Source organism: Candidatus Abyssobacteria bacterium SURF_5 (assembly GCA_003598085.1).
GTDB lineage: Bacteria > Abyssobacteria > SURF-5 > SURF-5 > SURF-5 > SURF-5.
On sequence record QZKU01000001.1, the window covers coordinates 1 to 12316 of the forward strand.

Annotated in this window: 10 protein-coding genes; 9 read left to right on the forward strand and 1 reads right to left on the reverse strand. The window is 56.3% G+C overall.

The features are described from left to right. Positions 1–252 precede the first annotated feature (252 nt). From C4520_00005 to C4520_00045, 9 genes are all read left to right on the forward strand, one after another. Positions 253–1299, forward strand: coding sequence for an epoxyqueuosine reductase (locus tag C4520_00005; protein RJP26910.1), 1047 nt, complete (start codon positions 253–255; stop codon positions 1297–1299). A 12-nt stretch (positions 1300–1311) separates the two neighbouring features. Further along, a complete protein-coding gene (locus C4520_00010) occupies positions 1312–2205 on the forward strand; it encodes a nitronate monooxygenase (GenBank protein ID RJP26911.1) in 894 nt (297 codons plus the stop codon). 39 nt (positions 2206–2244) lie between these two features. Further along, the gene (locus C4520_00015) at positions 2245–2940 is read left to right on the forward strand and encodes an enoyl-CoA hydratase/isomerase family protein (protein ID RJP26912.1); all 696 of its coding nucleotides are present in this window, start codon (positions 2245–2247) and stop codon (positions 2938–2940) included. A gap of 224 nt (positions 2941–3164) precedes the next feature. Further along, positions 3165–4415 carry a thiolase family protein gene (locus C4520_00020; GenBank protein RJP26913.1) on the forward strand — a complete coding sequence of 417 codons (1251 nt, stop codon included), beginning with the start codon at positions 3165–3167 and terminating at the stop codon, positions 4413–4415. Between the two features lie 82 nt (positions 4416–4497). Beyond that, the gene (locus C4520_00025; protein RJP26914.1) at positions 4498–6432 is read left to right on the forward strand and encodes an FAD-binding protein; all 1935 of its coding nucleotides are present in this window, start codon (positions 4498–4500) and stop codon (positions 6430–6432) included. A gap of 22 nt (positions 6433–6454) precedes the next feature. Further along, the gene (locus C4520_00030; protein ID RJP26915.1) at positions 6455–6892 is read left to right on the forward strand and encodes a MaoC family dehydratase; all 438 of its coding nucleotides are present in this window, start codon (positions 6455–6457) and stop codon (positions 6890–6892) included. Between the two features lie 30 nt (positions 6893–6922). Then, on the forward strand, positions 6923–7360 hold the full coding sequence (locus tag C4520_00035) for a dehydratase (protein RJP26916.1): 438 nt from the start codon (positions 6923–6925) through the stop codon (positions 7358–7360). Positions 7361–7484: 124 nt separating this feature from the next. Beyond that, positions 7485–7910 carry a hypothetical protein gene (locus C4520_00040; protein ID RJP26917.1) on the forward strand — a complete coding sequence of 142 codons (426 nt, stop codon included), beginning with the start codon at positions 7485–7487 and terminating at the stop codon, positions 7908–7910. Beyond that, on the forward strand, positions 7897–9327 hold the full coding sequence (locus tag C4520_00045) for a hypothetical protein (GenBank protein RJP26918.1): 1431 nt from the start codon (positions 7897–7899) through the stop codon (positions 9325–9327). Before C4520_00040 ends, C4520_00045 begins: the two co-directional genes overlap by 14 nt. On the opposite strand, the gene C4520_00050 is transcribed toward C4520_00045, so the two are convergent. Beyond that, on the reverse strand, positions 9322–11970 hold the full coding sequence (locus C4520_00050) for a hypothetical protein (protein ID RJP26919.1): 2649 nt from the start codon (positions 11968–11970) through the stop codon (positions 9322–9324). The genes C4520_00045 and C4520_00050 overlap by 6 nt on opposite strands. Positions 11971–12316 lie beyond the last annotated feature (346 nt).

Below are 12316 nucleotides of genomic sequence, written 5' to 3' on the forward strand. Positions count from 1 at the left end.
AAGCATTTCCAAACGCGCCTTCGGATTCCATGACAACCGATATTTTACTCTTAAAGTCATACAGGCATTCTCAGGCAACAACTAAATCGGAGAAGAACCCAAAATGTTAACAAAAAGCGGGTGCGTCGTTCAGAATTCGGGCGGCTCGCTTGAGGTGATGTCGTCTGAACAGGCGGCTGAACGCATTGCCGCCAAGGACCCGGAAACACGGGCGCTCTACGAACGGCGTGAACACTAATTGGAGATTGCGTCATGTATAGTCTTGAACAGCTTATCATCGACAGAGTGATGGGAGAGGGCGCATGCGCTTACGGTTTCGCAACGACCGAAACGCTTGCGGGCGGGCCGCCGTCGGTCAATCTCGAGTACGTTCTGCCGGGCGCACGGTCAGCCATCAGCTTTGCTATTCCGCTCGACCAGAGCTGCATCCCGCCGTACCTGATGAAGAAGGATCACCTGTCGCAACAGAAGGACAACACCCGGGCAAACAAGATTGCCAGCGGAATTGCGCTCGACCTTGCAAGGTATCTGGAGCAAAAAGGCTTTCCTTCTTATCCGGTGGCATCCAATCAGGTTTACCGGCAGGACACGCCTCGCGGGATTTTTGATTTGAAACCGGACGTCTCGCTCAGATACCTCGCAGTGCGATCCGGCGTGTCCCACATGAGTCTCTCGGGCAACGCCATAACGAAAAACGAGGGCGCGGCCATCATTCTCGGCGGCGTCGTCACGACCGCTGAACTGCATCCGACCGCCCCGCTTCCGCAGGAGGAAAACTACTGCGACGGCTGCCGCCTCTGCATGGCGGCCTGTCTCTCGGGCCTGATGGACCCGGAGGAAGAGGAAATAATAACGCTTGGAGGCGTCTCCTTCACTTATGCCAAGCGTCGCGAGTATAATCGATGTGGATACGTCTGTGGCGGGTTCACCGGTCTTCACCCCTCCGGCACATGGTCCACATGGTCGCCCGGCCGGTTCCCGATTCCGGAACGAGATGAAGACTTCGGGCCGGCAGTCATGCAGCATCTCGACATTCACACCCGCAGGCCGGCGATGGATGGTGCGCGAATTCATCCGTTGATAGAAGGCAAATTCAGCATGACGTGCGGAATGTGCCAATTAGTGTGTGCGCCCGACAAGGAGGAGCGCAAGAAGCGATACAAGATGCTGGCGGAGAGCGGCTGTGCCGTCCAAAATCCCGATGGCTTGATCGAGGCGGTGCCGCCGGCAGAAGCGTGCAGGCGCTTGGCCGCAATGGATTCCGAAACCAGAGCGTTGTATGAGGAAGTTCAGGGTTAGGGGAGGTTGGAGATGCCGCGCTTACTGGAGATTCTGGGCAGCAAGTATCCCATCATTCAAGGCCCAATCGGTGAGTTGAACGACCCGAAAATGGTGGCTGCCGTCTGCAAGGCGGGCGGCTTCGGAATGCTCGCACTGGGGTTTGTCACGGACCTGGAAAACGTCAGGGAGATGGTCGCCGGGGTAAAGAGCCTGACCGATAAACCATTTGGCGCAAATCTGATGCTCGCCATGAATCCGAACAACGAGGCTATCCTCGAGGTTCTGGCCGAAACGGGCGTAAAAACCGTAACAACCTCCGCCGGCTCGCCGAAAAATATTTATCCAAAGATCAAGGAACTGGGGTTGAACTACCTTCACGTCACGCTTGCAGCTGCGCTCGCAAAAAAAGCGGCCGACGCGGGCGCGGCCGCGGTAATTGTTTCCGGGAGCGAGTCCGGCGGTTTGCGCACCACCGGCCCCGAATCCACTAATCTGATCCTCATCCCGTTGGTGTGCGACATGGTGAGCATTCCCGTGGTCGCCGCCGGAGGAATCGCCGACCGTCGAGGATACCGAGCCGCAATGGCACTCGGCGCTCAGGGTGTACAAATCGGCACCGCATTCCTGGCCTCCGAGGAAAGCCCGGCCCCGCGCGCGTGGAAGGAAGCAATCGTTGCCTGCGGAGACACGGCGACGACGCTGTTGCCGATGGGGCGTATGGCCATGCGCACTATCATCAATCCGAAGCTGGGCGAATTGATTGCCTCCGGCGCAGACCTCAGCCAGGAGTATAATATGCTGAATGCCGGCGAAGCGTGGCGGACGGGCAACTTCGACCTCTTTCCGGCTGGAGCGGGACAGGTAAGCGCATTGATAAATAAGATTAAGCCCGTCAAGGACATTATTGAAGAGATGGTTTCCTGAAGCCAGGCATGGAAACGCGAAGAGAGCGGAGGATGAGGAATGGCGAAATTCGAATACGAGATGGACGAGCATGTGGCCGTGCTGACAATGAACAGCGGGGAGAACCGGTTTAATTTCCCCTTCTTCAAAGGTTTCTCGGAAATACTAGACACCATTGAGCATGATACCGCTGCCGATGTTCTTGTCGTCAAATCCGCGCATGAAAAGATTTGGTCGAACGGCATCGATTTGGACTGGCTCGGGCCCGCAATCGCGGAGGAAGGCCCGCAAATTCGCGACAAGTTCCTGGTCGAGATGTATGGCTTCCTGAGACGCCTGCTGACGTATCCCATGATTACGATCGCGGCCATCAACGGTCACGCCTTTGCCGGCGGCGCCTTTCTGTCCTTCACTCATGATTTTCGTTTCATGCGGTCGGACAGAGGCTGGATCTGCCTTCCTGAAGTAGACATCAACATTCCGCTCGGACCCGTTTTCACCGCCATCTCGAAACGGGCACTCCCCATGTACAAGTTCGAGGAAATGCAATACACCGCCAAGCGATTGACTGCTCAGGAATGCGAACAACATCACATTGTAATGAAGGCGTGCCCTCTCAACGATCTGATGAACGAGGTCCTTGCATTCGCGAACCCGCTAAAGAAGAGCAGGGAGATGATCGGGCAAATGAAACTCGATACGCACAAGGAGCTCTTGGCGGTTATCGATGACACTATCTCGTCACTGTCCAAATAGCCCGTACCATCGCAGGAATCGCTTTTTGAAAGGTGCCAAGATGCCTCTTGTAAGCGTTGAGCATTTTGTCCGTACGGGATATAATCAAGGTCGTGCCACCGCCTGCGGATTAGTTGCGGGCTGATCCTTAATAGTTCGTACCGGAGCATTCGGCGCGCAGCGCTGTCTTAATCTCCGCAATCTCTCAGTAGTGCCGCATCGGACAGGAAAAGGAGCGAAAAGAAATGGGTGACGATGTTTACATCATCGGAGTAGGAATGATCAAGTTCGGAAAACATTACGAGAAGAGCGTCAAACAGATGACAGGAGAGTCGCTCGAACTCGTATTGAAGGATTGCGGTTTGACCCGCAAGGATATCGAAGCCGCCTGGTTCTCGAATACCGGCTGGGGCATGTACTCCTTTCAACATTCGATCCGCGGCCAGGTCGCCCTGAGCGCAAATGGGTTCGATAGTGTTCCCATCACCAACGTGGAAAATGCATGCGCCAGCGGAAGCACCGCCCTGCACGGCGCCTGGACGGCGATAAAAGCGGGCCTCTATGATTGTGTTCTGGCCATCGGGACCGAAAAAATGTACGACGAGGACCGTGTCAAGGTAATGCGTGGTTTCATGGCGGGGACCGACGTCGAAGAGATGATGCAGCGGATGGCAAAATTTGCGGAAGAGGAGCAGGCGCGAAAAGAGAAAGAGGCCAGGGAGAAAGGCGCTGAGGTTGTTGCCGAGAAGCCGGGCGGACACTCCGTCTTCATGGATTTTTACGCAATGGGCGCACGCATGCATATGCAGAGATACGGTTCAACGCAGCGGCAGTTGGCCGTTATAGCGGCCAAAGCGCACAATAATTCGACCCTCAATCCGCTGGCCCAGTACACGTTTCCGCAGACGGTCGAGCAAGTGCTGGCGGACCGCGAAGTGGCCTATCCACTGACCCGCGCTATGTGTGCGCCGATCGGCGACGGCTCGGCTGCCGCCATTATCTGCAGCGAACGATTCTTCAAGAAACATCCTTCGGATCGGGCGGTCAGAATACGGGCGTCCGTGCTCAAATCCGGGAGACGCACCGGCGAGAACGATATCAGCCAGCGCGCCGCCGCCGTGGCTTACAAGATAACGGGGGTCGGTCCGGAGGATATTGACGTGATTGAGGTTCATGATGCGACCGCATTCGGAGAAATCCATCAGATGGAAGCCCTCGGTTTCTGCCCGGAAGGTGAAGGCGGCATTTTCGCCGAGAGCGGCGCGACCGCGCTCGACGGCAAGATTCCGGTCAATCCGAGTGGCGGCCTGATCTCGCGCGGGCATCCCATTGGAGCATCCGGTCTGGCACAGACGCACGAACTGGTCACGCAGCTGCGCGGCGAGGCCGGAAAGCGGCAGATCAAAAAACACCGCATCGCAATGGCTGAAAACGGAGGCGGCACGCTTGGCAACGGAGAGGCCGCAATGACTATCCACATTTTTGAGAAGGTATAGTTGTCGAAAAAGCCCCGACGATTTCTGATTTGACGTGTAGTGGGGAGTTTATTTTGCAATTCAAGCGCAGGAGGTATCCGATTTGGGCACGTTGAAGCATCTGTTATCACCGATCCGGATCAGGAAACTGGAACTCTTGAATCGGGCCGTCATGCCGCCGATGGGAACCAACCTGGGCGACGACGACGGCATGGTCGGCGACGCGCTTCTGGCGTATATCGGACGGCAGGCCCGCAGCGGCGCGGCCCTGATCATTTCGGAAATCACCTGTGTCCACCCCAGCGGCATGGTCAGTCCGAACCATCTCGGAGCGTATGATGACCGCTTCATTACCGGACTGAAAAAATATGCCGCCGCAATCCATGAGGCCTGCGGCAAGGCTGCAATGCAGCTCCACCATGCCGGCCGTGAGAGCTTTTTCCAACTGATGCAGGGAGAGGCGATTGGACCGTCGGCAATCCCGAGCGTGGTCTATCGGCAGGCGCCGCGCGAGATGACGCTGGCCGAGATTCAGGAGATAATCCACGCTTTTGGACGGGCCGCGTTGCGCGCTCGTGAGGCCGGTTTCGATGCCGTCGAGGTGCACGGTGCGCACGGTTATCTGCTGACCCAGTTTCTGTCCGCACTCTCGAATCAGCGCCAGGACGAATATGGCGGCTCTCTGGTTAACCGGGCGAAATTCATTATTGAGGTCTTGCGAGCCGTTCGACAAAATGTGGGCGATGATTTTCCCATTTCGCTTCGAATTTCCGCAGAGGAATGTATAAAAGATGGGTATACCGTCGAGGATATTCAGCAAATTTTACCCGAACTGGTGTCCGCCGGCGCGGATATTATTCATGCATCGCTCGGGACACACGGAACACCCGCCGGCATCACGAGCGCTCCGGCCGAGTACGAGCCCGGCTTCAACGCCTGGCGCGCCAAAAAAATCAAAGATGCAGTGAAAGTCCCCGTCATTGCGGTCGGCCGATTCACCGATCCCGCGCTTGCCGATGAAGTCATCGCGCGCGGGGACGCCGACTTGATCGCGTTCGGACGCCAGCAGTTGGCCGACCCTGACTTTTTGAAGAAGGCAAGGGAAGGACGCTCGAAGGAGATTCGCATATGCATCGCCTGCAACCAGGGCTGTATCGAGCGCCTCATGCTCGAGCCCGGCTCCTCTGTCCGCTGCGCGATCAATCCGGAAACGGGCCAGGAGCTCGCGTATCCAAAAAAGCCTGCGGAAACCAGCAGGAAAGTCTGGGTTGCCGGATCGGGGCCCGCGGGCCTGACCGCCGCCTACGAGGCCGCGCGACTCGGTCACGAGGTGACGCTTTTCGAAAAAGAGGCAAGGCCCGGCGGACAGATATATTTTGCATCGAAGGCGCCGCACAAAGAGTGTTACGAAAACTGGATTCACTGGCTGTGCGGACAGGTTGAGACGGCGGGAGTCACTACAAAATTGAATGCCCTCCTTACGCCGGATATGGTGAAAAGTGGACGGCCGGATATCGTCATTCTTGCTGCAGGCGCCGAGATAATCATTCCAACTATCCCGGGTGTCGAGCTCCCGCACGTGTGCAATGCGCTTCAAATCCTTGCGGGCGAGGTCGCGCCGAAAGAAACCGTTGTCGTTGTCGGCGGTGGGATGATCGGGATGGAGACGGCCGACTTTCTGATCGCGAGGGGGAGCAGGGTGACGGTCGTCGAACTGCTGCCGCGCTCGCCGGTCAAGAAGTTCGCCTCACACGGTTACATGCTTCACAAACGCCTGCGTGACGGCGGAGGCCGCTTGCTGCTGGGAACCAAGGTGGAACGAATCCGCGAGGATGCAGTGATCATCACGAGCGAACGGGGAGAGGAAGTGCTGCCGGCCAGGCAGGTGGTCATTGCAGTCGGCACGCGTTCTCGCTCCGGATTGAAAGCGCTTCTTGAGGAACACAAAATCCCGCACGTGGTTGTGGGAGACGCGGTACAGCCGCGGCGCATCATCGAAGCGACCGAAGAGGGCGCGCGGGCAGCCTGGAATATTTGATTCACAGGCCGAGGAGGAAAACATGATCGAGAAATCCGCTATTGGGAAAACAACTCGTACGCATTCGCTGGAGGTCGAGAAGGGCCACATCCGGCGGTTTGCGGAAGCGATCGGGGACGAGAACCCGTTGTACCGGGATGAAGAATACGCCCGCCGCAGCCGTTACGGCGGCATCATAGCGCCGCCGACTTTCCCCACTGTTTTCGGATTCGAGGGCGAGAAGGTAATGGAGGGCCTTCAGTTCGACTGCGCGCGCCTGCTGCACGGTGAACAGGAATACGAGTATTACCAGCCGATAAGGCCCGGTGACACGATGAGCTACAGCACGAAGATCGTGAACGTTGACGAGAAACAGGGCAAGAGCGGCCCGATGGATATCGTGACCACCGAGATGACCGGCTGCAATCAGAAGAACGAGCGAGTGTTCGTGGCTCGTTCCACCGTGGTAATAAGAAGATAACGCCTCATGGCCCTGAAAAGGAGTGAAGCGATGGCAGGCCAGACCGTTTATTTCGATGACGTGAATGTGGGCGATGAGATTCCAAGCCTCGCGAAAGACCCCATCACCGAAGTACAGCTTGTGAAATATGCCGGCGCCTCCGGCGACTTCAACCCGATCCACACGGTTCACCATTATGCCGAGAAAGCCGGCCTCGGCGGCGTTATCGCCCACGGCATGCTCAGCATGGGCTTCGTCGGACAGCATGTTACTCGCTGGATGGGCGAGGCAGGCGAATTGAAGCGCCTGAAGGTTCGATTCGCCGCCATGACGCGCCCGGGCGATGTCATTACCCTGAAAGGGAAAATCCTCGGCAAAAGGGAAACCGGCGGCGACAGCCTTGTGGACTGCGAGCTGTGGGCTGAGAAACAGGATGGTACAAGGACGGTTGCCGCCAATGCGACCGTTGCATTGCCGCGGAGAAAGTAACCTTCTGCTTTTCTGAAGGAGCGATCGGATTTTTTTCATACCACTCGTTGAATCCCCTGCCGCACGTCTTTGTAAACGCATCTTCCTTCTTGTTATACTACTAATGCGGCGCCCCTGGAGATGATTGTTCATTTCTGAAGGATACGAATTGTTGATGAGACGGATTCTCCTGATCCTTATTCTCCTCCATGTTCTTGTTGCGGCTAAGCCTCTCGGTCTCGAGCTGAAGAGAACCGTGCGCGACATGCGGGTTCTGAAGGGGAAAGACAACAACGAAAGACTGCGGCTCATGCTGGGCGGTGTGTTGGACTCGGTTGAAGACCACGAATTTATCTCACGCTGTGCGCGCGAGATCCCGCCGGATGCGGATGTTCTTGTTGTCACCAACGTAATGACAAACGTGTACACGCTCTCATACTACCTTTACCCGCGGAAGGTATACTCAAGCGAAGCAGGACCCGACAATCAATATTGGATCGTCCATTATTTCACTCCGAAAGCGCTCGGCCTTAATAAGTTGGAGGGCCCGGTCCGGCTTGACAATACTTAATGTTCTTTGGTCTCTTCTCACTATCTGCATCATCGGCTATGCGTTCGCGCTGCTCATCTTTCGGCGGGCTCGAATCTCGGGCGTCACCCTGTTTCTTCTTTCGATTGGATTGGGCTTTGGTATCCTCGCCGAGTTCTGCTATTTATTCCTCATGTTTTCCAGGAAGATTCCCTTCCAGTCGCTGTACTCCCTGATCGCGCCAAGTCTTATTCTCGTGCTGTTCATGAAGCGCCGCGCCTGGGGCGCCTCGTGGGAAAGTCTTGCGTCGCAATGTTGGGAACTGGCGAGGACTTTTGGAAAAGAGCCCCTGCCGAAAAGATTGCTGGTGTTATCCGCTGTAGTAGTCGTCATCACAATTGTTGCAATCACTTCCTTCAACCTGGTGGCTCGGCCGGCGTATCAATTCGATTCGCGCGCGATCTGGCTCCAGAAAGCGAAGATTCTGTATCATGAACGCACCATATTCTCCGACGCTGTCGTAGATATAGCCAGAAATCATCCGCACCCGCGCTACCCGTTGCTCTTGCCAATGACGCAAAGCTGGGTCTTCTATCATATGCAGGAGACGGATGACCGGGCCGGCCGACTTCTGTTCCTGCTCTTTTTTGTGGGCCTCCTGGCCGCAACGTACGAGCTTTCGAAGACAGAATCCACAAAACGAGTGGCGGCCTTCAGCCTCTTCCTTCTGCTGCTCGTACCGTTTATGTATAGCGGAATTCTGCCGGGAACCGCGTCAGGATACGCAGATTTGATTCTCTCCTTTTATATCACTTCGAGCGCGTTGATGATGGCGCTCTGGTTGAAGGAAAGGAAACTCGTGTTCGTATTGGCGGGCGCATTTCTGGCAGCCGCTTGTGCAATGGTCAAAAATGAGGGACTGGTGTTTGCCGGTAACCTCCTGATTCTTACTGCAATTTTCTCTCTGGAGAAGGGTTGGTTGGCTCGGCGAAAAGAAGGTGTGCTTCTTTTCTTTGTGATAACGGGGTTGCTTCTTGCGCCGGCGTTATCTGTCCGATCGAGGTTGCCGGCATTTCTTGACGAGAATTATCTCGCGCATGCTACGCCGGCTGCGATTATTGCTGGTGTGAGCAGAGTGCCGAAGACGTTCAGCGGTTTTATCCGTGAGTTCAGCGATTTTAGTGACTGGGGGGTTTTCTGGCTGCTGATCGGCGTTGCGGCCGTACAATGCGTCATGACCCGAAGGCGAATCCCGTTATTTATCCTCGCACTGATCCTGGTTCAAGTGTTTGCGTACTTCGCGATATTCATCATTACGCCGAATGACCCGGCGGGCCAGATGCGCGACGCGCTCTCGCGGCTGTTCTACCACGTCTCATCCCTCGGCGCCGCACTCGTGGCTTTCCAACTCGCTCCTGAAAAACGAATGCCTCCCTCATCCTCCCAATTGCGCTCATAGCTCGCCGTGCTGCAGGTGTGCTTCGAACACGTCGCTTTCCGAGAGGATCAATTCCTCGCGGAAAACGATCGAATTACCGGCGTCGCGAGTCAGCACGGCCTCCAATTGACTCCCATTTTTCCATGTTTTCGCATCAACTTTCCCCTTCGGGGCTTCATCCGGCAGACTCAGGCGCTTCAGCCGCAGCGTTCCGCGCCGAACGGTTATCTTGAGTTGCGCGCCTGAGCCGGTCCTCGCAAAATCAAGCGTTGCTGTCACCCCCGGCACTATGAGAGGCGTTCGCAGGTCGCGAATTTGATTTGGAGGATCAATTGCAAGAGATGCATGCGGGGCATGATAACGAAAACCCTGCACGCCGAGCAGCACCGCCCACGCCGACATCGGCCGGTAGTAGAACGGCCAGGCCATCGGAAGCCCCGTATCCCCGTCGCATGCTTCCCGAATATTCCACAGGTTTCCGAGCCGCACGGCGTAATTCTCATGGACCTCGTTAACGGCGGCAAGGGGCTCTTCATAGAAGCCTCGATACAGCCCCAGCGAGGCGACGGCAAACGTTGCGCCGGGCCAAACGGAAGAGCTTTGTGCCTGAAAATAGCCGGCGTGGCCTGGATAATCGATGCCTTGTCCCGGTGAGAAGCCGTTTACGATGCCATATGGAGTCGCGGGATCATTGAATTGAAAGACCGCGGCGAGCGTTTTCTGTATTCGCTCCGGATCGAGCAGATCGCCCAGTCCGAGCATATCGGCGTACCACTGGCCATTGAGCGCATCAGCAAAGCAGACGTCGGCCCTCTCCTCCGAAAGCGCATAAAACCGCCCGTTCCACAGCGTCCGCTCGACGGTGTCGCGGGCGTTGTCGAAAAGTTCGCGATATTCTTTTGCCCGAGAGCGGTCATTGAAAACGAGCGCCGTTTCCTCGGCCGCGCGCAAAGCAGCAAGCCAGATGCCCGCGATATAGATCGGCGAGTCGCCCATGTCGTAATCATCATATGACTGAGCGACTCGAACAAGGTCGGGAAGATTGTCGCCGTCACTGTCGGCTTGCGCAACCAGAGTCATCGCCTCCTTGATCGCCGGCCACATCTCCCTCAGAAACGCCTCGTCCCCTGTCCAGATATAATCCCGGTAAACCATCAAAACGAACGAGAGGTTATTCTGCAAGAATGGCCTGCCGAACGGCAATTCGAGCGAAAAACCATAGAACTGTTCCGGTATTTGCCCGACCTTCGCGCCTCCGAAAGGCCCGCGATATTTAGCCAGCCGCCGGAGAATCTGCTGGTCGAGTTCCGGGAAGAGGAGGGCCAGCGGGATCGAGCCGTAATACCTGACATGAATGCAGTCCGGATTTGCGCAGCCGTTTGTGGATTCCAAGATATTGAAGCCGCCGTCTTCGGTCCAAAACGATGTCTTGAAAAAGGGATAGAGAGAGTTACAGAGAAGATGTTTCACATCGGGGTCGACGTTGCTTTCATATATGCCGCTTGTCCAAAGCGCCGTCTCTCTCTCCAGCCGATCCCGGTTCTGGAAGAAATACCTGTTGATTTCCTCGAGACTGCCGAACTTGTTGTATCTGCGGCCAATGTATTTATTCGCCTCGTTCTCTTGCGTTGTCCCCAGTTCGAGAAATTTCTGCTCCATCTGGTAGCCGCGGGTCGGGCGCTGCCGCTGATCGGGGTAATACCATGAGAGGAGAAACGTGATTTCCCGGCTCGCGCGCGGCTCGATGTCGACCTCTGAACATAGAGCGATCCTGCCATTGTGCCCTATCCGCCCGCGAAGCGTTCCCGTCTTCTCGAATTCGGCTGGCAGGAACGGCCCTTCCCAGCCCGCGGAAAAGGCGGCGCTGGGTGACGATGTCGCTATCGCGATTGAATCGGGGCCGGATTCGCAGCGAATAATGGAAAAATGATCGGTTCTCTCGAATTGCGCGCTTGCCTGCTCAAAGAAAGAGCCAACTGCAAAGAGAAGAGAAACATGAACCGGCTCGTCTGAAATGTTCATCAGCTTGAAAGTAAAGCAGGCGACCGGGAGACAGGAATTTTCGGCATCATGAGGTATAAACGGGGAAAAGACGGAACTGGTGACGGCGACAGGCTGTTCGCCGGCGCCGTAATCGAGAGAAACGAAAGGGAACCTGCCCTCATAGGTAATCTCTTTCGTCCTCTTTCGGCCTGCCCACCGACTGTCCTGCAGGATGCGCGTCTTGTGCCAGCCCGGTGTTTCCGTCCGTATCGCCGCGAAGGAAAATTCCGGCTCCTTCGCGAGGTCCCAATTCCCCGCAATTCTCCAGTCATGCAGCGCGCCGTCCGGCCACAGTTCGATTGTTCCGGCCCCCAATCCGCCCAACGGTACTCCGGACCTGCCTCTGAGGCCCTTCAAGTACTCGTCCCGGCAGCGAATCAGAAGAGGGCCCGCCTCCGAGGGATCGGCCGCCTTCGCCCGCTCGAGCAACTCCTTCAGCTTGAGCGTGTCGTGCCCGAGGACCTCTTCGATCTGCATGTTCTGTTCGAGCAGGTGCAGTTCGTTTGCTATCGCTGTGTCGGACCGGAAAGTCGGCGGGGGAGCGGAGTTATCGCCTCCGCAAGCGGCGCAATTGGCGATAACGAAAAGAAACGCTGCCAAAAAGATCGGTTTTGAGATCATCTATTCCAGCCGCTGATAGTTTCACAAGAGGAGGGGAAACAGGGGGAGGCGAACGACGAGTCTGTCTTTTCCATGTCAATATCAACCATGCAACTTTGGGGATCTTTATTATGTGGAATTTTATAAGACCTCGCTGCCGCTGTCAAGGCATGGCGCTCCTCAGGAGGGCGTGAGAGGCTGACATCCGGCAGGCTGAATACGCCGGATTTGTGAGTACAGGCTCGCCCCATGATCAAGCAGAATCCCTCTTAGGGCTTACGCATCTAAATCGGCCCTTGGGGGCGGATTTTTGCTGACTGCTCCTTCTTATTGGCTCTGTTGGGTTTCCTTTGTGGTTTTGGAGATG